The organism is Parabacteroides sp. (assembly GCF_977054455.1).
Genome location: NZ_CDRTCT010000015.1, coordinates 46,351 through 71,561, shown reverse-complemented (window position 1 = coordinate 71,561; position 25,211 = coordinate 46,351). Strand labels below are relative to the sequence as shown.

20 protein-coding genes and 2 riboswitches are annotated in these 25,211 nt (G+C 48.6%); of the genes, 3 read left to right on the top strand and 17 right to left on the bottom strand.

What is annotated here, in order from left to right:
* Nucleotides 1-402 precede the first annotated feature (402 nt).
* The 6 genes from ACW6QF_RS09235 to ACW6QF_RS09210 all read right to left on the bottom strand — a co-directional run bounded on the left by ACW6QF_RS09235 (nt 403) and on the right by ACW6QF_RS09210 (nt 9,226).
* A complete protein-coding gene (locus ACW6QF_RS09235; protein ID WP_456087595.1) occupies nt 403-729 on the bottom strand; it encodes a DUF2149 domain-containing protein in 327 nt (108 codons plus the stop codon).
* Nucleotides 716-1,312 (bottom strand): MotA/TolQ/ExbB proton channel family protein, encoded by a 597-nt coding sequence (locus ACW6QF_RS09230; RefSeq protein WP_456087594.1) that lies wholly within the window; start codon nt 1,310-1,312, stop codon nt 716-718. The genes ACW6QF_RS09235 and ACW6QF_RS09230 overlap by 14 nt, the downstream gene beginning before the upstream one ends.
* Nucleotides 1,309-1,992: a hypothetical protein gene (locus ACW6QF_RS09225; RefSeq protein ID WP_456087593.1), complete on the bottom strand. Its 684-nt coding sequence runs from the start codon at nt 1,990-1,992 to the stop codon at nt 1,309-1,311. The genes ACW6QF_RS09230 and ACW6QF_RS09225 overlap by 4 nt, the downstream gene beginning before the upstream one ends.
* 2 nt (nt 1,993-1,994) lie before the next feature.
* On the bottom strand, nt 1,995-6,248 hold the full coding sequence (locus tag ACW6QF_RS09220) for a cobaltochelatase subunit CobN (RefSeq protein WP_456087592.1): 4,254 nt from the start codon (nt 6,246-6,248) through the stop codon (nt 1,995-1,997).
* Nucleotides 6,249-6,355: 107 nt separating this feature from the next.
* Nucleotides 6,356-7,000, bottom strand: coding sequence for an HmuY family protein (locus tag ACW6QF_RS09215; RefSeq protein ID WP_456087591.1), 645 nt, complete (start codon nt 6,998-7,000; stop codon nt 6,356-6,358).
* A gap of 39 nt (nt 7,001-7,039) precedes the next feature.
* The gene (locus tag ACW6QF_RS09210; protein ID WP_456087590.1) at nt 7,040-9,226 is read right to left on the bottom strand and encodes a TonB-dependent receptor; all 2,187 of its coding nucleotides are present in this window, start codon (nt 9,224-9,226) and stop codon (nt 7,040-7,042) included.
* Between the two features lie 118 nt (nt 9,227-9,344).
* Nucleotides 9,345-9,548, bottom strand: a riboswitch (cobalamin riboswitch).
* Between the two features lie 320 nt (nt 9,549-9,868).
* Here ACW6QF_RS09210 and ACW6QF_RS09205 point away from each other — a divergent pair.
* On the top strand, nt 9,869-10,957 hold the full coding sequence (locus ACW6QF_RS09205; protein ID WP_456087589.1) for an acyltransferase: 1,089 nt from the start codon (nt 9,869-9,871) through the stop codon (nt 10,955-10,957).
* 116 nt (nt 10,958-11,073) lie between these two features.
* Complete coding sequence (locus ACW6QF_RS09200) at nt 11,074-12,423, top strand: threonine/serine ThrE exporter family protein (protein ID WP_456087588.1); 1,350 nt, start codon at nt 11,074-11,076, stop codon at nt 12,421-12,423.
* Between the two features lie 11 nt (nt 12,424-12,434).
* Here the strand turns inward: ACW6QF_RS09200 and nrdG are convergent, their stop codons facing one another.
* From nrdG to atpD, 11 genes are all read right to left on the bottom strand, one after another.
* Nucleotides 12,435-12,935, bottom strand: a complete 501-nt coding sequence (nrdG, locus tag ACW6QF_RS09195) for an anaerobic ribonucleoside-triphosphate reductase activating protein (RefSeq protein ID WP_456087587.1) — start codon at nt 12,933-12,935, stop codon at nt 12,435-12,437.
* A 103-nt stretch (nt 12,936-13,038) separates the two neighbouring features.
* Nucleotides 13,039-15,246, bottom strand: a complete 2,208-nt coding sequence (locus ACW6QF_RS09190; protein WP_456087586.1) for an anaerobic ribonucleoside triphosphate reductase — start codon at nt 15,244-15,246, stop codon at nt 13,039-13,041.
* A gap of 275 nt (nt 15,247-15,521) precedes the next feature.
* A complete protein-coding gene (locus ACW6QF_RS09185; protein WP_456087585.1) occupies nt 15,522-16,379 on the bottom strand; it encodes a F0F1 ATP synthase subunit gamma in 858 nt (285 codons plus the stop codon).
* Nucleotides 16,367-17,953 (bottom strand): F0F1 ATP synthase subunit alpha, encoded by a 1,587-nt coding sequence (gene atpA, locus ACW6QF_RS09180; protein WP_456087584.1) that lies wholly within the window; start codon nt 17,951-17,953, stop codon nt 16,367-16,369. The genes ACW6QF_RS09185 and atpA overlap by 13 nt, the downstream gene beginning before the upstream one ends.
* A 14-nt stretch (nt 17,954-17,967) precedes the next feature.
* Nucleotides 17,968-18,510 carry a F0F1 ATP synthase subunit delta gene (locus tag ACW6QF_RS09175; RefSeq protein WP_456087583.1) on the bottom strand — a complete coding sequence of 181 codons (543 nt, stop codon included), beginning with the start codon at nt 18,508-18,510 and terminating at the stop codon, nt 17,968-17,970.
* 3 nt (nt 18,511-18,513) lie between these two features.
* Entirely contained in the window at nt 18,514-19,014 is a 501-nt protein-coding gene (gene atpF, locus ACW6QF_RS09170; protein WP_298547754.1) for a F0F1 ATP synthase subunit B, read from the bottom strand.
* A 14-nt stretch (nt 19,015-19,028) separates the two neighbouring features.
* A complete protein-coding gene (gene atpE / locus ACW6QF_RS09165) occupies nt 19,029-19,283 on the bottom strand; it encodes an ATP synthase F0 subunit C (RefSeq protein WP_298547751.1) in 255 nt (84 codons plus the stop codon).
* Nucleotides 19,284-19,359: 76 nt separating this feature from the next.
* Nucleotides 19,360-20,475, bottom strand: a complete 1,116-nt coding sequence (gene atpB, locus ACW6QF_RS09160) for a F0F1 ATP synthase subunit A (RefSeq protein ID WP_456087582.1) — start codon at nt 20,473-20,475, stop codon at nt 19,360-19,362.
* Nucleotides 20,453-20,881 carry a hypothetical protein gene (locus ACW6QF_RS09155; protein WP_298547745.1) on the bottom strand — a complete coding sequence of 143 codons (429 nt, stop codon included), beginning with the start codon at nt 20,879-20,881 and terminating at the stop codon, nt 20,453-20,455. The genes atpB and ACW6QF_RS09155 overlap by 23 nt, the downstream gene beginning before the upstream one ends.
* Before the next feature lie 15 nt (nt 20,882-20,896).
* Nucleotides 20,897-21,130, bottom strand: coding sequence for an ATP synthase F1 subunit epsilon (atpC, locus tag ACW6QF_RS09150; protein ID WP_298547743.1), 234 nt, complete (start codon nt 21,128-21,130; stop codon nt 20,897-20,899).
* A gap of 6 nt (nt 21,131-21,136) precedes the next feature.
* Nucleotides 21,137-22,654, bottom strand: coding sequence for a F0F1 ATP synthase subunit beta (atpD, locus tag ACW6QF_RS09145; protein ID WP_456087581.1), 1,518 nt, complete (start codon nt 22,652-22,654; stop codon nt 21,137-21,139).
* Nucleotides 22,655-22,970: 316 nt separating this feature from the next.
* Nucleotides 22,971-23,172: riboswitch (cobalamin riboswitch) on the top strand.
* Between the two features lie 34 nt (nt 23,173-23,206).
* Here atpD and ACW6QF_RS09140 point away from each other — a divergent pair.
* Complete coding sequence (locus ACW6QF_RS09140; RefSeq protein ID WP_456087580.1) at nt 23,207-25,210, top strand: TonB-dependent receptor plug domain-containing protein; 2,004 nt, start codon at nt 23,207-23,209, stop codon at nt 25,208-25,210.
* Nucleotide 25,211: the final 1 nt, after the last annotated feature.

The window sequence follows — 25,211 nt, the reverse complement described above, 5'->3', positions numbered from 1 at the left end:
TCCCGAAAAGACAGGCATCGGTTGGCGGATAGATGCCTACCTTTTTGCTGCTACCCTATAGGCTTTTCCCGGACAGGCTAAAGGCTGTATTTTTTAGCCTATAACCTATATTTTATTGGACAGGAACCAATCAGATCCCTTATATGACAAAACTAAAAAACAGGGTTCACGGCGGTAAAAGGCTAATGGCCAGCAATTTGCTGTGAAGGCTGTGAAACCTGTTTACGATCAGCCAATCCTATCGATCGATCCCGCCTTTTTTTATCCTGCATTCACAGGGTTCACAGCAACTTGCTGATCTACAGAGTCCCCCGAATAGTGTGAACCCTAATTAAATAAAATAACCAGGGGGTATTTTGAGGATAATCTAAGAATATTTGAAACATCCAAATGATGATTTATTTATTCCGGTACATAAATAATTTCGCCGTTTTCCAATTCATAGGCAATTCCGACTTTACGCCCTTTTTTGCCGGATTTCTCCTGTTGTTCGGAAGGAATGTACCGATGGATGCTTTCGCCCTCTTTCGTGATGATTTCCATATTTTCCTTACCTGGATTTTTGACAATGGAAAAGTCCTCTTTGGAAAAGAGCTCAGTCATGTTGAAACGGGTAACAAGGGCAACCATCAATGCGACAGCAAAAACCATTGCCACATCGAAAAGATTGGCAACGACACCCATCGGATCGGCATCTGCCTCGCTGTGAAGCAATTTATTCCTTTTCATGGCGCAGGTTTTTATAGATATACTCTAGGTCGTTCATATCGCGGGCGTACCAGCGTTGTTTCACTTGCAACGTGATTACCCCGATTGCAGCTATCACCATGCCGACGACAGTCGTGGCAAAAGCGACTTGCATATTGTAGGCCATAGAAGCGATATCTCCGGTTGAAAGGCCTACAAGAGCCGGTCCCATCGGGATCAGTGTTCCCATCAGCCCGAGCATCGGACCTAATTTGATAAGAGAACGGGAACGGCCCACTTCCTTTTCCGCATCGACCTCGTAATTGGCAAGCAAACGTTCACAATAAGCGTCGTTTTCTTTGTGGTCATAGAGTTTGTGCAGGCAGTGAAGGACCGGAATATTTTTATTCCCGGATAATTGCCTGTAAAGTTCTTCGGCATTTTCCGGAGTCATTTTTTCCAGCATATCGTTCATCTGTTGTTGCAGTTTGGTCTTTTGCCAGAATTCGCCGAAGAAGCCTCCGACCATCAAGATCGCACGGAGGAAAAATAAGAGTAAAAGAACGACTACGGGAACCAACAATCCGTTGGAAATCCAGAATAAAGCATTTGATATCGATGTCATAACTTTGTTTTATGAATAAGTTTCCATATAAATCCCAGACCTGCACCGGCAATAAACACGGCAAGTGTGGTAACCGTTGTTTTCCAATCGACGTTGGAAACGCTTTGATAACAGGTTTGTCCGTTTTCCGTTGCTATAATGCCCATAAGCAGGATAAAAAGGTTTGTTGCAAATAATAATTCCAGCCTGAGACTGCTGTCGCCCAGATATTTCCGGAAAAGCCATGCGGCCAAGGCGATTCCCGTTCCGGTCGAAGCTGCAAACCAACCCGCAACGATTCTGAAATCGGTTCCCGGAAAGGCAAAGATTGTCTGTGTAAGTGCATATCCCAGGACTGCCCCGATCAATAATCCCGGATAAACACTCAGGAAACAGGATATACTTCGTTTGAACAAATTGTCATGGTGGCGGTAACCGACAAAACAGTCGAAGCAAAAGGCGATCATGACCGCCGCTTCGAGGGTGATCCATACGGCTGCATCCTGCATCCGTTTCGGAGAGGCAAGAAAGTCGGCAATCTGTGTACGGGATTGTTCTGCTGCCTGGTTCCAGATCAGCAATACGAATCCGGCGCAAGCCACCGCTGCCAATGCGATTTGCCGGAATGAGGGATAAAATCCGATCTTCAGCAAAAAGCTCAGTGTGATGAATCCTAACAATATGCCGACTACATATTCCATATTTATCGTTTTCTCCGTTTCATAATCAATACGATGCCGCAGAAAATAACAACGACGGCAATGGCAACGACAAAGCCGTTAAGGTCATTCTGCTCTTGTTCCGGAATTTGGTCCAGACGGTCTTTTTTCAGCACGACGGATTTGCCTGTCTCTACCGGAGCTTCTTTTACTATGTTGATCTGGCGGCGATACGTTTCAGTTGCCTGTGCATCGGCATGACCGGCGATAAAGTCTTCCAGTTTGTCATTGTCGCAGACAAAACCGGAACAAGCCGGATGGAATTCTTTGATCAGTTCGATATGTAAAGCCGAGAGATCCTTCAATTGTTCGTCCGTGGCTTTCCAGTACCCTTTGCGAGCCGTCTCAAGCATGACGGCTGTCATTTCCTGCAGGGCGGCTGGATTTTCCTTTTTGAAAAAAGAATGAATGCCCAGATGCAGTTCGTCTTTTACATAGATTTTGTAAAGTTCGTCCCACAGCTCCTTGTCGATTGTAGCGGGCTTCATGACGTTCCAGCCGTATGTGTTCCGGAGGGTTTTGGCGAATGTCCCGGCGGAAGTGGCACCGCCTTTCATCTTCTCCTTTATATATTCCGGGTTTAACAGAGTCGTACGGCTTTCTACGCCGATCGCCTCTTTCAGATTCTGCATCCGTACTTTATGCCGGTTCCGGTAATCTGAAAGATAGGCTTCCGGGTCTTTGCCCGTAACGTTGCGGACAGAGAGATTCAAACCTCCCATAAACTCATATATATGATCGAGGCTCAAGGCTCCCCACGTATTGCTTTGTCGGGGCTGTATGACTATATCCGTTCGTTGCAGAGCTATTTCGAACAGATCTTTCACCACTTCTCCCCACTTGTCAGGATCGCCATAAATGGCTCCCATATTATTGAGATAGGTGTCGGCAATCTGTTTTTCGCTATCCCAGGCATCCCCTTTTTCCACCAACCCCATGATACCGGTTCCGTAGCTGCCGTTTACACCACCGAAGATGCGCATGGTGGACAGTTCGCGTGCTTCTTTAGGAGATATTCCCCTTTCAACCAACAGTTTTTCCGATTCGACCGTTCCTTCGGCGACATAGTTACCGAATTCGTCATTTTCAGATTTGGCTGCCAGTTTGATTGCATTCGTCAGCATGGCAAGACGTGAGGCGGCAAAGTCGCGTAACTGTCCGGATGTCTGAACGATAATATCGATTCGTGGTCGTCCGAGCTCTTTGGAAGGAATCAGGCGCAGATCGGTGACACGTCCCATGCCGTCGCGTACCGGTTCGACTCCCAACATGTAGAGCGCTTGGGCGAAAGTGGCTCCTTCCGTTTCGATAAATTCACCTGCCCAGAATGTATAACTGACTTTGCGAGGATAGGCATTGTGTTTGGCAAAATACTGCCGGAGTGTCGTTTCCACCAAGGCTTTCCCATTATCCCAGGCACGTGTGCCCGGAGTCGCTTCCGCATTGATGGAATACATGTTACGTCCGGTCGGCAACGTATTAGGAGCCAGAACGACATCACCACCCGGCGTTGGCGCGAGGTAACCGCCATTCAGGGCGTGAAGGATCGCCTGTTGTTCCTTTTCGGGAGAAGCTGTCAGTAGGTCCCGGTACTTTAGGACGTTTTTCAAAGTGCGTTCAATCTCCAGCACGGCGAAAGAAAACTCTTTTTCTTCCATCGGTACTTCGGGAAGAATATCTTTCTTCCCTTCTTGGCGGGCTTTTTTACGAGCTTCGATCCGTTTTTTCACCCAGTCCGGCATTTTACCTACTTTAGGCATTCCGGCAGGCATTTTCATTTCACCGTCGTTTTTGTTTTTGTCTCCGGCATTCCCGTTACTTTCTGCGAGAGCCATCATTTCGCTCATGGACATTTGCCGTGGGTTGACCGCCATATCGGTTGCGCGGGCTTTCATGAGGTCGGTACGGCTGAGAGATGCGATTTCTTGCAGCAGGCGGTTTTCATCTACTTGTGACGAAGCGAGCAACCGGTGCAATTTCTCTTTGACCGGCGTCAGATAGCGGTGGGAGATGAAAGCATTGCTCTCCAACTGCTTCCGAGTGATCTTTTTGTTCAATTCGTCAAGACGTGCCAGACTGTAGGCGATCGGATCGGCGCACATGGCAATAATAGTGGACTCGATCTCTTCCCGGCTGAAAGACTGACCCGAGGTATAAAGCCGTCCGGTCATTTTCTCATTGGCAATTTCTTCTGCATAGTTCTCAATGCGTTCGATTTCTTCAGCAATGAATGGTCGGTTCGGGATGCTGTCTAATTGCAAATCCCGATGTAATCCCATATTGAGAGCGATTGCTTTTATCTTTTTGGAAAATTCCGGTTGTCGTTCTTCCGGTGCGTTGTACCAACAGTCTATTTCTTTAAACAAGTCGGAGAATTGGCCACGTGTCCGGCTTTCCATGAAAGGAGGTGTCAGGTAAGAGATCAGGGCTGCATGCGTACGTCGTTTGGCAATGATGCCTTCACCGACATTCCCGATACTGTAGTAATAGAAGTGCGGAAGGCTGCCGATCAGGCAGTCCGGCCAATCCTTTTTTGACAATCCGGCCTGTTTACCCGGTGTAAATTCCAGGCTGCCGTGTGTGCCGAAATGGATCAGAGCATCCGCTTTAAACCCTTTTTGTGCCCATAGATAAGGGGCGATATAGGCGTGAGGCGGTGCTACGCTCGCCCCATGTACAATCTGGAACTCATTGTCACCCTCGGCTGCGTGCGGTTGTGGGAATAAGGCGACATTGCCGAAGCGGAGGCAGGCGATGGCGATCGAAGGCTCTCCCTCATGCTCCTCACTCAGATAATTGCCAGGAGCCTCTCCGTATTTATCGATCACCTCCTGGTATTTGCTTGGCGCGATTACTTCTCCGGCCCATTTTTCGTAATCGGATTTAGGTATCCATACCGGGTTGCCGTTTTGCATGAAGTCGGCTTGTGCGCCTTTGGCATAAGCGCCCAGCACCGGAGCCTGTTGTTTCAGTAGCCGGTTGAAGGCCTCGAACGTGTCTGGCAGACCGGTAACGGAATAGCCTTCCTGTTTCAACCGTTTCAACAGTCCGTATAAAGAGGGAGCCACTTCCAGGCCGGCGGCAACGAGGGCGCTTTGTCCGGCTCCTTTGAAATAGCAGATAGCGATGCGTTTGTCTTTATTCGGAATCTTCCGTAATTGCATATAGTTTTTCACATTTAGTGTGAAGTTTTCAAGCCGTTCCGTTTCCCCGTCAAACACGAAATAACCGTTTTCATGTTTGTTTTGTGTAGAGATTACCAACGGATCGATGGAACCGTCTATCTCCGGTAACACGATGCGTGCAGCCAGGTAACCGCCCGTTACGCCTTTGTTGCTGTCTTCATCCTGCCATTCTTCCCTGTTTAGCATGATGGACAGCGGACAGAACAGCGGAATGTTATTTTCAGTCAGCCATTTGACGGTCTTATCGCCTCCCAGCCGTCCCATCGGCAAGTAGACAACGGCATCAGGGTGTACGCTTTCCATCAGTTCCTGCCGTTTAGCTGCAGAGGAAAGAGGATAAACGTTGAAGCCGGCATCCGATAAGCGAACGATCATGCTGTCTATATATCCGCGGTTTCCCTCCAAAGGCGAGGTCATGCCGGTGACAAAAGCGATACGCGGAGCACCTTCTTTGTATATGTTCTTTTTATGCAGATAATCGGTCAATTCGTCTGCTGTTTGGTAAAATACCCCGTCTTCCAGATAGAAGAAAATATTGGAGGGAATGATCTGGGGAGCTTTTACTTCCGGTTTGAACAGTTTCCGTTTATCGAATGTGCTGCGTATATAGTGTAGCATATTACGGAAATTCGACTTGCTGCGGTTGTCGTAATAGGTGTCAAGCTGTTTTTGTTGCAGGCTGTCCACATGCTGATTGGCGATCAGCCCGGAAGTGAACACGAAAGTGTAGACGGCAGCCCCTTTCTTTCCGGCTTTTTCGATGTTGTTGATTTGTTCGTCTGTCAAACGCAATCCCGGTCCGAACAAAAGAATCGCGTCATAGTTTTTCAGAGACGACGCCTGTTCGGCTGTCACTTCGTCGACCTGTACCAGACGGCTGTCGGTCGACATGGCGATATTGGAAACCTGGTATGACGGGAAGTTCACCAGTGCGATACGGGTAGGCGAAAGCAAGAGGCTATAAAAAGCATATAAGCCGAGTACCAGCAAAAGCGCCAGCCCGGCTTTCCATCCTGCGGATTTGTGTCGACGGAGGAATTGAATTGCAGACATAAAATTGTAATAAATCTTTTATCAAGTTTAGCAGGAAGGAAGTCCGGAAAATGAGAAAATGTGTGTCGAATGTGTCTTCCTTCCCTGCTAAATTGAAAGCTTAGTTATTATTTAAACGGATAAACATATTCGAATGTGATGTGACCGGATTTATCTTCATCATTCAGGAATGACTTCATGATCAATTTTGCATATAGACCGTCGGCCGTCCGAACAATGAATACGTTATTGTTATAGCTCCATGTACTTGCCATATAGTTATAAAAAGCCCATCCCTGATTTTCTCCGACTTTGAAAACTGGGCTTCCTGCTGTCTCTACATATTTTGGAGGCATACCGCCAGAGGCCATCACGCTGATTTTACTATCTGTGATAAATCCTGTAGAGGGGATAGAAGTAACTTTGTTGAGATCTGTTTCTTTCGTATCAAGAACGGCACCTTGTCCTTTACCTGATTCTCCACCGTTTGTACGGATGTTAAAACGTAAAAAAGCAATATCCCAGTTCATGTCAGAAGCATAATTTTCTTGATCGACTGTTACAAAATCTCCTTTTGCGAATGAGAAATAAGTCCATTCCGTGTAACTTTGAGCCTCGAATGTTACCGTTTTAGCCGTAACCTCCGTTTCCGGTGCGTTCTTATCGTCATCATCGCTACAAGCAGTAAAGCTGATTGATGAAAGTACGATGGCTATAGCCATCATTCCTTGTTTCAGGCATGTTCCTGAAACGAAAAAGTTTTTTGTTGTCATACAAATAAAATTTATTGGTTATACACTCTCTGTAAAAAATCAAAATTTGAATAATACGGAACCGAATACTCTTGCTCCCGGATCATAGGTCGTATAGTGAACCGGATCAGTATAATTGAAAATATTTTGTACTCCGGCTGTTGTTATTAATGCCATATGACGATATTTCCATGGAGTATACTGAAGCGTCAGTTTCCATAAACTGTAAGCCGGTTGAGAATCTGTTGTGATCTTTTGTATGGTTTCCCCTGTTGTTTCATCAACAGTTATTTCTTCCTTGTCATTTATTTTCTTGGAACTCCAATGTCCGGCAATCGAAACAGATGCTTCTTTTTTGAAAACATTGAAATGGTATGATGCATTACAACTGATCGCATGGCGAGTATTCCCTTTCAGTTGTAAATCGGTATTTTTATCCAACGCATCCGTATAAGCATAGCTCCCATGCAGGTAGATTTGGCGAATAGGATAATAATCAACACTGATTTCAGCACCTCGTATGCGGGCATCATCCACGTTGCTGTAGCGTAATTCCGTAGAGGTGATTCCATTGGCATCTGTTACATTTACATAAGCTGATTGTATCTTATTTTTGATACTGTTTTGATAGATTTCAGCACTTATGTTGAAATTCTGATGCAAGTATTCGGCTGATAAAGAAACGTAGTTTGATTTTTCGGCTTTTAAATTCGGATTGCCGATATTGTGTGATACGCTTCCCATCATAAAATCCGAATATAATTCGGTTGCATCCGGAGCTTTGAAACCCTTACTGTAACCTCCCCGGAATTTCCAGTTACCAGGATTGAACATCAGGTTCACTTTGGGAGTATAAGCATCTCCGAAAGCTGAATGATGCGTATAACGAAAGCCTCCGATGATATCCAGTAAAGGTAGAATTTGCCAATCTGCTTGGATAAAACCGTTGATATCGTTTACTTTACGTGTTTTTATTTCCGTACCGTATTGCATATCATTGTAATCTTTATTCCAATTGAATTCCCCTCCGAACACCATTTGTAAGTTATCCACAGGGGTGTATATATCAGTTAGACGCAGTGTTTGTACATTAGATGATGCATTTTTAGCAGTGGAATCTAACTTTTCGTAGACTGTTTTACGTGTATAGAAATCTCCGTAATAAACGAGTTTCAGTTGGTTGTACTTGCCTATTTGTTGTTCCAATGTGGCACGGAATGTCTTATTCAAACTTTTATAATGCGTACTTTTTGTACTGAGTGGCGGATTTTTTACATCATTCAGGTAAAAAGTTCCGGAACCTGTTATTTTGGTTTGTTTATGTGTCCAGCCTAACTTTTCCTCAAAAGTCATATTAGCAGAAGGTTGCTTGGTAAATGCTTCCGGACTTTCCGGTGTCAAATCATAGCCATCTGTGGAATTGCGATTGAATAATGTTTGAGAAGTAAAGTTTTTGTAGGCCGTTCCGAAACTACCGTCTACCAATAAGTCATTGAATCTTGAATAACGGACTTTTGCCCAACCTTCTGCCGGACGTTCGGGGGTTTTTGTAATAATGTTGACAATCATACCGATCGCGCTTGATCCGTACAGTGCGGATGCTGCTCCTTTAATAACCTCGATCTGTTTGATATTGGATGTGCTAAGACGTTCGAAATCGATCGGACCTCCGGGAGTGTTAGACAATCTTTCTCCGTCAACGAGTATTAAAACATATTTGTTTTCCAATCCCTGTATCCGGATATTGTCACCTCTGGGATCACTGTTGAACTGTAATCCGGGAATTGTGAATTCCAATGCGTCCATGATGTTTTCGAAATCATTTCGTTGCAACTGTGCTGCGGGAATTAATCGGGTGAGTACAGGCGTATTTAGAATTGTTTTTTCCGTACGTGTTCCGGTAACGACCACTTCGTTTAGGTCGAATATACCGGCATTCATGGTGATGTTTAATTTTTTTTCCGGTCCGTTGGCATCGATTTTGATTCGTTGCTCCATGTAACCGGTGGAGCGGATCAGCAAATTGTAGCTTTTCCCTTCAATTAATTCCATTTGGAAAAAGCCGTCTGCATCACAGGCGGTGCCTATTACTGTTCCCGGAACCGTGATGGTTGCCATCGGTATACCTTCTCCTGTCTCCGCATCGGTAATCCTGCCGGTTAACACACAAGTACCGGCTTTCATTTCTTTTGTTTCGGGTGGATTGACAGATATTCCTTCTGCCAGGGCTACTCCAGGAGTAAGCATACACACCGAAAGTAAAGACATTGCAATACAATTCAGTTTCATATAAGCTATAAATAAATGGATGAATTTCGTGTGGAAATCCTTTCCTGTTAATTCTCGCCTTTTGTCCCGAAGGCTCGAATATCAATTGATTGAGGCAGGTTTTCTGACTTTCCCGGCTTTGCGTGGCCTTCCCGACTGTGTCAGTGGCATGAGGTCGCAAGCATTTCCGGTTATGGTACCGGAACAGGATTACAGCAACGGGCATTGTTCCGGACTTACACCGGATTCCCTCTCACCACATGCAGAAAGCAGGCGGTTCACCTTAATCCGCTGCAAAAGTATGTAAACTATTTATCACGAAAAAATAAACAACGTTAATTAATTATTTTAAGATGCTGAAACCTGGCATAAGATTGTATTCGTCCATGTATATATACACAACAAAAAGTTGGAGGATAATAGGCCGTAAATACAAGAGAGGATAGGGCTTTTTTATAAAACTGGATTTCATATTTGGCGGCTTAATGGCAGGTTACGGCTTTTTTCCTATCTTTGCCGCCAATTAAGCAGTATCTGGAAAATCACGAAGTTTTTCCGCCATGAATGCATGCTTCGCCTAAAGAATTAAATCTCTTATTAATATAGTAATTAAGCAAAAAAATGAAACGTATAGTTTTTTTGGATTATGTACGCGTGTTCGCATGCTTCCTTGTCATGGTCGTCCACGCCAGTGAAAATTTTTACGGCGCACCCGGTTCGACAGACATGGTAGGGCCGCAAGCCTTTCTGGCAAATGAGGCAGACCGGCTATGGGTGTCTATGTACGACGGTTTCTCGCGTATGGCCGTGCCGTTGTTTATAATAGTTTCCGCTTTTCTTCTTGCGCCGATGAAGGAAGGGCAGACCATGTGGCAGTTTTACCGCCGGCGTTGCATCCGCATCCTGCCGCCGTTTTTCATATTCATGATACTCTACAGTACCCTCCCGATGTTGTGGGGACAGATCGATGGAACGACCTCGATCAAAGACCTGTCGCGGATACTCCTGAACTTCCCGACACTGGCCGGACACCTGTGGTTCATGTACCCTTTGATCAGCATTTACCTGTTCATCCCTATCGTATCACCCTGGTTGAGCAAGGCGACGGCCAAAGAAGAACGTTTCTTTATCGGGCTGTTCCTCCTGTCGACCTGTATGCCATACCTGAACCGTTGGTTCGGGGAGGTGTGGGGACAGTGCTTCTGGAACGAATATCACATGCTGTGGTATTTCTCCGGTTACTTAGGCTATCTCGTGCTCGCACATTACATACATGTCCATCTGACCTGGAACCGCTCCAAACGTCTCATTGCCGGAACCGCTTCGATGCTCGTCGGTGCGGCTTTGACCATCTATTCGTTCTATGTTCAGGCCATACCCGGGGAAATCCTTCCCACGCCCGTACTCGAAATAGGGTGGGCTTTCTGCACGATCAACTGTGTACTTCTCACGGCAGGCACGTTCCTGATGTTCAGTTGCATTGAACTTCCGGAAACTCCGCGCTTCGTGCTGGAACTCTCGAAACTCAGCTACGGTATGTATCTGATGCACATCTTTTGGCTCGGTTTGTGGGTTACGGTGTTCAAGTCCGTCCTGCCGTTGCCTACCGTTGCCGCCATACCCGCCATTGCAGTATGCACATTCGTTTGCTGCTTTGTGGCAACCAAGATTATTTCGCTCATACCGGGCGGAAAATGGATCGTCGGATAATTTGCGGCGGTTTTGCAATAAGATAAGTTATTCTAAAATAACTACCATGTGGGCTTGCTTGAGAAAGCAGGCCTTCTTACTTTTGTACCGCATTTAATCGAGAAAAGACAAAAAGAATGGAAAAAGAGATTTTGACTGACCGGGAGGTTTTGTTATTACGGAGAAAACTGGACTTATTGCTCCGTACGGGAAAATTACTGATGGAGAGTGCGGCGGATACGAACCGCATCGAACGGAACATGAAGCGTGTGGCTGCTTTCATGGGGATTCCGGAAGAAAAGCTTCATCTGGATATCAGATGGACGATGATTATGGTGAATGTGAGCGACGAGACACATTCTTTTTCCAAATTCCAGAAGTGTGAGAAGCATGGTATCAATATGACGACCATTACGGAGGTCAGCCATTTGTCGTGGAAGGCGATCGAACAGGACTATTCGTTGGACCAGTATGAGGAAGAACTTGAGCGGATTGCACGCAAGCCTCGTAACTATATGCCTTATCTGGTGGCGATCGGCGCCGGGTTCGCCTGTGGCGGTTTCTGTAAGTTGTTCGGTTGTGACTGGATCGCATTTTTGTTTGCTTCTATTTGTGCATTTGTCGGATTCCGGATCCGGGCACGTTGTATCGAATTCGGGATTAACGTGTATATGAGTATTGCGATTGCGGCATTTGGGGCGACCTGCCTGGCATACGCTTCTTCTTTTTCGGGGCTGTCATCCACGCCTTATCAGCCGTTGCTGGCTTGTGCCCTGTTTATTGTGCCGGGCGTGCCGTTGATCAACTTTGTGGATGACATGATCGATAATCATCTGCTTGTCGGAATTACGCGGGCGGCCAATACGATGATGATGGTCGGGGCAATGACGTTCGGGATTGCCTTTGCCATGCGGGTGTTGGTGATGAACGATATAGAGATCGATCATAAGTTCAGCGAGTTGAGTATGGTGCCGCATGATCCTTATTACGTTTATGCCATCGCGGCGGCTATCGCGGCTATGGGCTTTTCGATGATCTTCAATATCCAGCGGCGTCTGCTGTGGGTGGTGGCTTTAGGGGGAATCATTGCGGTGTGTACCCGCAATTTCGTGAACTTCGAGTTAGGATATGGTCCGGTGATCGGTTCGTTTATGGGAAGTTTTGTCGTGAGCCTGATTGCGGTAAAGGCGGTCCATTGGTTCGATGTGCCGAATCACGTGCTGACGATCCCGTCTGTCATTCCGATGATTCCGGGAGTATTGATGTACCGTTCGTTGTTTGCCTTTATCAATCTGCATGGAGTGATTGGCGAAGTGACCAACGCTTTTGCCAACGGAATCAATTCGGCTTTGATCATCCTGTGTATCTCCTTAGGTGTTGCTGTTCCGAACATCTTCGCCCGCCGCTACATCGCCAAAGACCGCCAGCGTTATCTGGAAGAAGAACTTGAAAAACGCCGCCAGCGTGGCAAGTTCATCGAATGGTAGCAGGATGATCCCTAAATATCATAATTCAGTGTCAGGCAAACCACCTTATCAGCTTTAAGGGAGGCTTTGACGTCGATCAGGCGCTGGTTGCTGCTACCGCGGAAAAGGAGGCTCTCATCGCGTAGGGCTTGTTTGAATTTACCGTCTACCAGGACATCGATGTATCGGAGCAGTTCCGCCTGTTTCGGATTGTCGAGAAGGCGTTCGAAAGTATAGCCGGTATAACACCAGATGTTTTTCCGGCTTCTTTCTTTGATCGCCTGTGCCAGTTCGGTGAAGCCTTCCGGCTGGAACATGGGGTCGCCGCCGCTGAAGGTCACATTGGCAAAGTCATCTGCTAAGACTTTCTCCAAGATTTCTTCCGTCGAGACTTGTTTACCCTTTCTTATATCCCATGATTCGGGATTATGACAGCCCGGACAGGCGTTCGGACAACCCGCCGCATAGATCGCGGTCCGGAATCCCGGACCATCGACCGTCGTATCTTCTATAATATCAATGATGGAAAGCACTTTGGAAATTAAAATTTAAGAATTGAAAATTGAAACATAAAATACTTGACTTACAATCTTCAATTCTTGGTTTATAATATATTGTTTATATCTCTCGCTGTTTTCAATTATGAACAACCCTGTCGTTTAGTTCCGCCAGTTTTGCCTTGTTCCAGCGGTCTGTCGTGCCGACCAGGTAACCGGTGATGCGCTGTAGTTTGTCGAGATGGGTACTGCCGCATTTCGGGCATTTTTCCAGATGGGTTTCCGCATTTTCGTAGCCGCAGTCGAGGCAACGGTTACGGTTGTGGTTGACGGAACCGTAACCGATGTTATAACGGTCCATCATATCGACAACCTGCATGATCACTTCCGGGTTATGGGTCGCGTCTCCATCCATCTCGACATAGAAGATATGGCCTCCGCGTGTCATCTCATGGTAGGGAGCTTCCACTTCCGCCTTGTGGCGGGCACTACATTTGTAGTAGACCGGGACATGGTTGGAGTTCGTATAGTAGTCGCGGTCCGTGATGCCGGGCAACGAACCGAATTTCTTGCGGTCACGGCGGGTGAACTTGCCCGACAAGCCCTCGGCCGGCGTGGCCAGTACGCTGTAATTATGCTGGTATTCTTCCGAGAACTGATTGGCCCGGTTGCGGATGTAGCTGACAATCTTCAATCCTAACTCCTGCGAGGCCGCATCTTCGCCATGGTGCTTGCCGGTAAGGGCGACCAGGCATTCCGCCAAGCCGATAAAGCCGATACCCAATGTGCCCTGGTTGATCACGGGAGCGATCGTGTCGTCAGGTTTCAATTTCTCGCTGCCCAGCCAGAGAGAAGACATCAGCAACGGGAATTGTTTGGCATATGCCGTTTTCTGGAATTCCATGCGCTCGTGCAGTTGGCGGGCGGTTATATCCAGCATATGGTCGAGCTTGGCAAAGAATTGGGCGATTCGTTCTTCCTTGTTTTCGATGGGCATGCATTCGATCGCAAGACGCACGATATTGATCGTCGAGAACGAGAGGTTACCGCGGCCGATAGAAGTTTTCGGACCGAAACGGTTCTCGAATACACGTGTGCGGCATCCCATGGTCGCTACCTCATGCATATAACGTTGCGGGTCGTCGGCACGCCAGTCTTCGCTCCGGTTGAATGTCGCGTCGAGGTTGAGGAAGTTCGGGAAGAAACGGCGGGCCGTCACCTTGCAGGCAAGCTGGTAAAGATCGTAGTTGCGGTCTTCCGGCAGATAGCTCACCCCGCGTTTCTTTTTCCATATCTGGATCGGGAAGATGGCCGTCTCGCCGTTGCCGACGCCGCGGTATGTACTTTTCAATATCTCGCGGATGATGCAGCGTCCTTCGGCCGAAGTGTCCGTCCCGTAGTTGATGGAACTGAATACCACCTGGTTGCCGCCACGGGAATGGATGGTGTTCATATTGTGGATAAAGGCTTCCATCGACTGGTGCACGCGGCTGACGGTCTTGTTGACGGCGTGCTGGATGATACGTTCGTCGCCACTCAATCCTTCGAGCGGACGGTTCACATAGTCGTCCAGTTCCCGCTGGTAGAGATGCGAATAATCTTGCCCGTTCAGTTCTTCCAGGCTCTTGATTTCTTCGATGAAACTATTGCGCACGTAGGGAGCCAGGTAGAAATCGAATGCCGGGATCGCCTGGCCGCCGTGCATTTCGTTCTGGGCTGTTTCGAGCGAGATGCAGCCTAAGATACTGGCTGTTTCGATACGCTTTGCCGGACGTGATTCGCCGTGTCCGGCTGAAAAGCCGTATCTCAGGATGCGGTCCAACGGATGTTGTACGCACGTGAGGCTTTTGGTCGGATAATAGTCTTTATCATGGATATGCAGGTAGTTGTTTTCCACCGCCTCCTTGACCTCTTCGCTCAGCAGGTAGTCGTCGACGAACGGCTTGGTCGTTTCGCTGGAGAACTTCATCATCATGCCCGCAGGCGTGTCGGCATTCATATTGGCATTCTCGCGGGTGATGTCGTTGGATTTGATATTGATGATCTCCAGGAACATATCGCGCGTCTTGGCTTTGCGGGCGATGCTGCGCTGGTTGCGGTAAGCAATGTATTTCTGTGCTACATCCTTGCGGCTGCTGTTCATCAGTTCCAGCTCGACGGCGTCCTGGATAGCCTCGACAGTCATCTGCGTGTCGCCTTTGAAAGAAATATGATCGGTGATCTGGCGGACCAGCTCCCGGTCTTCCCCGTTTTCCGTATGCAACATCGCTTTGCGGATAGCAGTTGCTATCTTCTCTTCGTTGAACCCGACGATACGTCCGTCACGTTTGATAACTGTCTGAATCATGATAAATCTATTATTGAGGTTTGAATGTTTTTATGCCTGCAAAAGTATATAGTATAACAATGCGGTAAACTTTTTGGAAAACTTTTATGCAGTTAAAATATGTCAATCACCTAATAATCATATATCGTTTTATTCAAAACGGAAAACTTTTCTATTTAACACCGTTTTTAATACTCCAAAAGTGCATACAAGACAGTTCTTCCCTGTGCGGATATTAATCATGCTGACACGAATTATACAAGCAAGCGGCGGAAAGTATTAATCGTAATCTATGCTTATTGCCCGCCCATAATATCCAGCAACTCGTTGGTGATGGCCTGCTGTCGGGTTTTGTTATATTGCAGGGTCAGTTCCTGGATCAGGTCGTTGGCGTTGTCGTTGGCCGTTTGCATTGCCATCATGCGGGCGGCATGCTCGGAGGTCGTCGTGTCGAGCAACGTCGTGTAGACCGTCAGGTTGAGCAGCTTCGGGAAAAGCAATGCCTGAAGGCTATCGGGCGACGGTTCCAGGATATAATCGATTGCCGGGGCGGTGTTTCCAGCCGGAGCCTGCGGCAGGGCGACCGGCAGGTAGACTTTATGGGTCAATACCTGTGTCGCCATATTCTTGAAATGATGGTAAAGCAGTTCCACCCGGTCGGCCTTGCCCGAAGAAAAGAGTTCCATCAGCTTTCCGGCGAGGCGGACCGCTTCTTCGTATGAAGGTTTCTCTCCTGAATGCAGAAAATCGTCTTCGGTCGCATAGCCCGCCTTGTGCAGTTCGTCGGCGATCTTTTTCCCGACGGGATAGAGGCGGACGGCGATGTGTTGTGTCTCTAATTCATGCAGACGGGCGGACAGTTCTTTCCATACGTTGGCATTGAACGTGCCGCACAGTCCGCTGCCGGATGAGAAGACGGCGATAGTGACCTGTTTCACCTCACGCTTTTCAGTGTAAGGTGATTCCAGATTGCATTCCGTACCTAAAAGACCGTTTAAGATAGCGGAAAGCTTGTTTGCATAGAGGAGTGTGTGTTCGGTCAGCGTCTGGGTATGGTGGAGCTTTGCCGAAGAGACCATTTTCATGGCTGCGGTAATCTTCTGCGTGCTCCGGATAGACGCGATCCGGACTTTTATTTCTTTTAATGATGCCATAATCTTGATACTGTTTTTGCCGTTTCTTCCAGTTTCTTCCGGATATCGTCGTCGATGGTTCCGGTTTTCAGGATGTCCAGTACATCGTGCTGGTGTGATGTGTGGAGTTCGCGCAGGAATTCCTTTTCGAAGTCGTGCACTTTATCCAGCGGGACTTCTTTCAGCAATCCCTGTGTACCGCAATAGAGGATGGCGATCTGGTCTTCGACAGGCATCGGGCTGTATTGGGGCTGTATCAGCAGTCGCGTGTTCTTTTGTCCCTTGTCGATCGTGAAAGCCGTTACGGCATCCATCTCGCCGCCGAATTTGGAGAACGATTCCAGTTCGCGGAACTGCGCCTGGTCGATCTTCAGCGTCCCGGCCACTTTCTTCATCGCTTTCAGCTGGGCGTTGCCACCCACGCGGGATACCGAGATACCGACGTTGATAGCCGGACGGTTTCCCTGGTTGAAGAGGTCGGTTTCGAGGAAGATCTGTCCGTCGGTGATGGAGATGACGTTCGTCGGGATGTAGGCCGACACGTCGCCTGCCTGTGTCTCGATGATCGGCAAGGCTGTGAGGGAACCGCCACCTTTCACCTTGTCCTTCATGCTGTCCGGCAGGTCGTTCATCTGCCGGGCCACTTCAGGCTGGTTGATGATCTTGGCAGCCCGTTCGAGCAGACGGGAATGCAGGTAGAAGATGTCTCCCGGATAGGCCTCGCGTCCGGAAGGACGGCGCAGGATCAGGGATACCTCGCGATAGGCGACTGCCTGTTTCGAAAGGTCGTCATAGACCACCAAGGCATGACGTCCGCTGTCGCGGAAATACTCGCCGATGGCGGCGCCCGCAAAAGGAGCGAAATATTGCATGGCTGCCGGATCGGATGCCGTCGCGCTGACAACGATCGTATAATCCATCGCCCCTTTTTCCTGCAACGTGTTGACGAGCGAGGCGACGGTAGAGCCTTTCTGCCCGATTGCCACATAGATGCAGTAGACCGGATTGCCCGCTTCGTAGTTGCCGCGCTGGTTGATGATCGTGTCGATGGCGATAGAGGTCTTTCCTGTCTGGCGGTCTCCGATGATCAGTTCGCGCTGTCCGCGTCCGATCGGGATCATCGCATCGACGGCCTTGATACCGGTCTGCAACGGCTCGTTGACCGGCTGGCGGAAGATAACGCCCGGTGCTTTGCGTTCGAGCGGCATCTCGCAGGTCTCTCCCGTTATTTCCCCCTTTCCGTCGATCGGGTTTCCGAGCGGGTCGATCACACGTCCGATCATGCCTTCGCTGACATCGATGGAGGCGATACGTCCTGTACGTTTGACGGTGTCGCCCTCTTTTATCCGGTCCGTCGGCCCCAGCAGGACAGCTCCCACATTGTCCTCTTCCAGGTTCATCACGATCGCTTCCATTCCGTTGTCGAACTGCAGGAGTTCGTTAGCCTCGGCATTGTCGAGACCGTAAATCCGAGCTACGCCATCGCTCACCTGGAGCACCGTACCCACTTCTTCCGTCCGGATGCCGGTGCTGATCCCTTCCAACTGCTGGCGCAGGATGGCGGAAACTTCACTCACTTTTATCTGATCTGTCATACTTCTTTCTGTTTTTATCTGTTTTCGAGTAACCGGCTGCGGATGTCCCGCAGCTGGGTCGCATAGCTGGCATCTATCCGGTAGTTCCCGATGCGCAGGCGGAAACCGCCGATCAGTTCCGGTTGCACGATGCCGGTAAATTCGATGGTGTTGCCTGTCTCTTCCCTCAACTTGTCTCGGAGATGTTCTTTCACTTCTTCGCCGACCGGTACGGCGGTGCTGAATTGCACACGGGTGATGCGTTTGTCTATCCTGTACAAATGGATATAGATATGCGCCATGAAGAGCAGCAGGCTTTCCCGTTTATGTTCCAGCACGAGGTGCATAAAACGTTCATACAGGTCGGAGACCTCTATGCCGCCTGCCGCCGTCAGCAGCTTGAGCTTCTCCTCTGCCGGGAGGATCGGATTGCCGAGGGCGGCCCGCAACTCCGGTTCGAGCGAGAAGCTGTCTGCCAGCATCTTCATGTCATCATATACCCGCGTCTCCAACCCTTTCTCTTTCGCGAGGGAGAAAATGGCTTTCGCATACCGGGAAGAGATTGTTCCTATATCCATACGTTACGATTTACAAAACGATACCTCATCCAACAGCCGGTCGATGATTTGTTGTTGTTCCTTGTCTCGGCTGATCTTTTCTTTCATCACCTTCTCTGCTATGGCGATCGAGAGGTCGGCAATCTCGGAACGGACTTCGCGGATTGCTCTCTCCTTCTCTTCGCGGATACGCCGGGCAGCCTCTTCCACCTGCAAACGGGTTTCGGCGGCAGCTTTCCGGTGAGCTTCGTCAATGATTTGTTCCTTTTCGGCAAAGGCCTCTTTCAGGATGGCATTCTGCTTTTCCTTTGCTTCGGCAAGTATCCGGGCTCCTTCGGCCTGGATATTGGCAAGCTGTTCATTCGCCTGGCGGGCCGTTTCAAGTGAGTTGTCGATGTAGGCTTTCCGTTGTTCCACCGCCTTGATGATGACAGGGAACCCGTATTTGGAAAGGATGGCAAAGACAATCCCGAATGAAACGATCATCCAGAACAGAAGCCCCGAATCCGGTGTTAATAATGACATAACCTGTTACTTTTTTATTGGAACAAAGCCAGGAAACATACAACGATCGCAAATAGCGCCACGCCTTCGATCAAAGCTCCCATGATCAGCATGGAAGTACGGATTTCACCGGCGGCGGAAGGCTGGCGTCCGATTGATTCGACAGCCCCCTTGCCGATCAGCCCGATACCCAGGCCGGCGCCGATGGCGGCGAACCCGGCTCCTATTGTTGCACCTAATTTAGCCATTCCCATTCCGGTTGCTGCTTGTAATAAAATTGTTGATAACATAGTGTTTGACTTTATTAATTAGTGATTTTAAAATGTCTTTATCTCTTGTCGTCTTAAGTCTAAGACGGATGTCGTCTCAGAGCAGAGACGAGGTGCGTCTTAAGCTTGCGACGCGCCTTGTCTTAACGCGGGGATTTTTTTTCACCTTTGCCATTCCGATATAGTTAGCCGACAATAACGTGAAAATATAGGCTTGCAAACATGCCACAAACAGTTCCACGCAGTTCATGAACACACAAAACAGCACGGATACGATCGTCATTCCGAAATTCACCAGCAACCCCATCGATACCGTTATGAATATCAAACAGGTGAGTGCCAGGATGATCGTGTGTCCCGCCATGATGTTGGCAAACAGACGGATCATGAGGGCAAACGGCTTGGTGAACACGCCGAAAAACTCCACGAAAGGCATGATCGGCAACGGAAGTTTCAGGTAGATCGGCGCTTTCGGCCAGAAAATCTCTTTCCAGTATTCCTTTGTCGCAAACAAGTTGACGGCGATAAACGTACATCCCGCCAGTACAGCCGTAACCGCAATGTTGCCGGTGATGTTGGCTCCTCCCGGAAAGACCGGGATGATTCCGATCAGGTTGTTGATCAGGATAAAGAAGAAGACGGTCAGCAGGTAAGACGAAAACGGCCTGTATCCTTCTTTCCCGATCGAATCCCTGACCACGCTGTCCTGGATGTAGGATATGATCGTTTCCATCAGGCCGGTGAATCCTCCCGGAACCTGGTTGGGGTGTCTCTTATACCAACGGGCTGTCCGCAGAACCACGAACAACAAGATACCGCAGCTGAGAAACAAGCCGCAAACATTCTTGGTCAGCGACAAGTCGAGGGGGCGCACCTCTTCGCCGCGGCTGTTCCTTTCCACCACTTTGCCGGCGTGTCCGCCTTCGGACGCGATATAATAGTCATGATGCACCTGCCCGTGGTGCAGATGATGGGAGAGGAACATATCCCATCCGCGCTCTTCGCTCTTGACCAGCACCGGCAGGGAGATGGCGATCTCCTTCCCGTTCCATTCGGTGATATGCCAGGTGTAAGCGTCCTGAATATGCGAAAAGACAATATCCTGTACATCGATGCCGCCCTCTCCGGCCTCCGCACGGGTCGGCGCCAGAAAGCAGAGCCACATCAGCAACACTGTCCATATCGATCTGTTATTTTTGATATTGTTCGTCATTTTCCTTTTTCTCTCTTTTCATTCTTTTCTTCTCGAACAGATAAACCGTATATGTTTCCAATCCCAAGTAGATGAAATAGAAAAGCATCAGGGTGAAGCCGAACATCTTCAAGTTCTCCCTGACCAGCGAGGCGTAAAGCCAGAGGAAGATGATCGCGAGCGTGAATTTGCAAAAACGCACCAGCATAAAAGCCGTAATCGTCACGTCACCCTTTTCCCTTTTTACCCGGTCGAGAATGAAAGTCATCACGATTCCCATCACCCAATAGAAAATCGGGATGGAGGGATACCATCTGAAATAATGTTCCGGCCAGATTGTGTATAGCAAACCGCCCAATGTCACACCGATAACCAAATTGATAAGGGTTATCAACCCCATCAGCTTCATACTTAACCACCCAGTCATGTCGTTTACTTTTATTTATTCGATACAAACCGATATACAATCTTCCTTTACCTCCACGAATCCGCTCCTGATAGCCAGTTCGCCTCTTTTGCCATCGTTTTCATACCGGATGGTCCCCTGGCGGAGGGCGGCTATCAGCGGGGCATGATGGGGGAGGATGTCAAATGAACCGGCTGTTCCCGGTAAGGAAACACGCTCTGCTTCGCCTTCGAAAAGAATGCCGTCCGGTGATACGATTTCCAGTTTCATATCCGTTTAGTTTGCCTGTTCTGCCAATCGCTTTGCTTTTTCCATCACGTCCTCGATCGTACCTACGTTGAGGAAGGCCTGTTCGGGGATGTTATCCGTTTCTCCGTCCATGATCATCCTGAATCCTCGGATCGTGTCTTCGATGGGGACCATGACGCCCGGCACACCCGTGAACTGTTCCGCTACGGAGAACGGCTGTGAAAGGAAACGCTGTACACGGCGGGCGCGGTTGACGGTCAGACGGTCTTCGTCGGAAAGCTCTTCCATGCCGAGGATCGAGATGATATCCTGCAACTCTTTGTTACGTTGGAGGATTTGTTTCACACGCTGTGCCGTTTCGTAATGTTCTTTGCCCACGATCAACGGGTCCAGGATGCGCGAAGTGGATTCCAGCGGGTCGACGGCCGGATAGATACCGAGTTCGGTGATCTTACGGCTCAATACCGTGGTGGCATCCAGATGCGTGAAGGTCGTTGCCGGAGCCGGGTCCGTCAAGTCGTCTGCCGGCACATACACCGCCTGGACGGAAGTGATGGAACCTTTCTTGGTGGAAGTGATGCGTTCCTGCATGGCTCCCATCTCGGTGGCCAGTGTCGGCTGGTAACCGACGGCAGACGGCATACGTCCCAACAAGGCGGATACTTCCGAACCGGCCTGCGTGAACCGGAAGATGTTGTCGATAAAGAAAAGGATGTCTTTCGTTTCCCCTTCTACCGCCAGGTCACGGAAAGACTCGGCGATCGTCAGTCCCGAAAGGGCTACCGAAGAGCGGGCTCCCGGCGGTTCGTTCATCTGCCCGAAGACCAGTGTCGCCTGCGACTTGGCCAGTTCGCCGTAGTCGATCTTGGACAAGTCCCAATGGCCGGCCTCCATGCTTTTCTTGAATGCTTCGCCGTAGCGGATGACTCCGGATTGGATCATCTCGCGCAGCAGGTCGTTTCCTTCGCGTGTACGTTCGCCCACACCGGCAAAGACGGAGAACCCGTTGTTCTTCTTTGCGATGTTGTTGATCAGCTCCATGATCAGGACCGTCTTTCCTACGCCGGCTCCTCCGAACAGACCGATCTTGCCTCCTTTGGAATAGGGTTCGAGCAGGTCGATCACTTTGATGCCGGTGTACAAGACTTCACGGCTGGTGGTCAGGTCCTCGAACTTGGGCGGTTCACGATGGATCGGAAGGGCCCCTTTCTTGTCGAGTTCGGTCATTCCGTCGATGGGGTTCCCCGTCACGTTCATCAAACGCCCCTTTACCTGGTCGCCGACCGGCATCGTGATGGGCGAACCGTGTGAAACGGCTTCCATTCCCCTCTTCAGTCCGTCTGTCGTATCCATCGCTACGGTGCGGACCGTGTTTTCCCCAATATGCTGCTGGACTTCCACAATCAGGATTTTCCCGTTGGAGCGGGTTATCTCCATTGCGTCGTGGATACGGGGAAGCGATATCTTTTCTTCCTTGTCATTATCGAAATGAATGTCCACGACCGGACCGATAACCTGTGAGATATAACCTTTTATTTCTCCCATACAATCTCTTTTTTTCCTTAATCCTATTCAAATCATCGGTTGCAATATTACGAATAATGGATTTCCGAAAACCGGAAATGTTACTTTTTGAGTCTTTTTGCACTTAGTTAAATGTTCAACTCATTTCAACCTATTCTGAAATGAACCAATTGAGTTCTGAAATAAACCAAAATGACGGAAATAACTTGTTTTGTAAATCGTAGAGAAAGAAGTACCTAAGCGGGAAGTGACGTTTTGCCGGCAAAAAACGGGTGAAATGTTTTGCATTGTTAAATAAAAAGGAATAAACCGATGACGAATTATCTGTTTTTTCTTATCTTTGCGACCGGATTATGGTGTAACCGTATTTGCTTCCGCTGACGGTTAGTAAAAGGGAATCCGGTGAAAGTCCGGAGCTGTACCCGTAGCTGTAAGTTCTGTAAACCCCGGCAAATCTTGTTACCACTGACGTTTTAGTTGGGAAGGTAGCCGTTCAAGGGAGAACAAGCCAGAAAACCTGCCATTATTCATTATACAATCCTTCGGGTAAAGGGGTTGATGAATCAAAAAGGTATGCAGTATATTCTTATAAAACGATTGTCAGGCTTGTTATGTGCCTGGCTGTTTCCGTTTGCCGCTTTGTATGCGCAGGTAGACACGACAACCTACCACCAGCTTTCGGGTGTCGAGGTGTTGGGAAAGGTACGCCCTTCCGTAACCCGCGAGAGCACGCCGCTCCAGGTGATGGACAAGGCCGGGATCGAACGGCTCGGCGTGCAAGATTTGTCGGAAGCCGTGAAGCGTTTCTCCGGCGTGACCGTGCAGGATTACGGAGGCATAGGCGGATTGAAAACCGTTTCCGTCCGCAGCCTCGGCGCCAAGCATACGGCTGTCAGCTACGACGGGGTGACGGTCACGGACGCACAGAGCGGGCAGGTGGATATCAGCCGCTTCTCACTGGATAATGTCGATATGGTCTCTTTGTCGATCGGGCAGGCGGATGACATCTTTCAGACGGCACGGGTGTATGCGTCGGCGGGGGCGTTGAACATAAAGACTGCAGTTCCCCGTTTTGAGCAAAAGCCATCTCATGTATGGTTGCAGGTTAAAGGCGGTTCGTTTGGATTTGTGAATCCTTCCCTTCGTTACGAGCAAAAATTAGGAACAAAATATGCTGCAACTTTGAATGCGGATTACCAACATGCCGATGGCCGATATCCTTTTACATTTACCAATGGCAATATCGTGACAGAGGAAAAAAGGCATAACAGCGATATCGACAGCTATCATGGGGAAATGAATTTCTTCGCTGATTGGGCGAAGGCCGGGAAAATGCAATTGAAGGGATATTGGTTTGACTCTGACCGCGGATTACCCGGATCAGTCGTGCTGTATAGCGATTACCATAAAGAACGTTTGGAAAACAGGAACGGTTTTGTGCAGGCGAATTATGAGAATCGTCTGAATCATGTTTTTGCTTTTAAAATATTGGGTAAATTCGATTACGCTTGGACACGTTATAGGGACTTCCATAGTCAATATGAGAATGGACAGCAAAAAGATGTATATACGCAACGGGAAATATATGGTTCGGCGGCTTTTCTGTATACGCCCAAGGAATATTGGTCTTTTTCGTTGGCGGAAGATGTCTATTACAATACGTTAGACGCAACTACTCCCAAATGTCCTTTCCCGGAACGATTGACCTCGTTGACCGCTGTTGCAGCCCAATATAAAAATCCCAGGCTTACGGCAACGGCCAGTTTGCTCGGTACGTTTATTACGGAAACATTGGAAATAGGCGAAGCTGCCCCTGACCGTTCGAAATTGTCACCGGCGGTAAGTCTCTCTTATCGTTTGTTCCCAGAACAGAATTTACGACTCAGGGCTTCGTACAAACACTCATACCGCATACCGACGTTCAATGATTTGTATTATGATCGTCTCGGCAACCGGATGCTTCATCCGGAAAAAGCCACACAATATAACATAGGAATGACCTGGAGCGAGTCTTTCTCCGATTTATCACTTGATTATGTCAGTTTCTCGGTTGACGGCTATTACAATAAGGTAAAAGATAAGATTGTCGCCCTGCCGACTATGTTTATCTGGAAGATGATGAATATGGGGAAGGTGAACATCGGAGGTCTGGATGTGAACGCTTCTGCACAGTTACGCTTGCCGGCATCCTTTTCGGTTTTATTGGATGGCTCATATACATGGCAACATGCGGTAGATCGGACTACTAAAGGTTCAAAGATTTACGGAGACCAGATTCCTTATACACCGGAACATGCAGGGACTGTTTCCGTAGGAGTGGAACATCCCTGGTTGAATGCGACTTGGACGTTGATGGCTGTCGGAGACCGTTATTCTTTGCAACAGAATATTCCGGAGAATTTAATTGATGGATATGTTGAGCAGCAACTCTCTTTTAACAGGACATTTTCGTTACGACATTGTTCGCTTCGTTTACAGGCGGAAATTCTGAATATCGGAAATGTCACGTATGATGTGATTCGCTATTATCCGATGCCCGGACGGTCTTTCCGGGCAAGCGTGAGATTTGTATATTAAA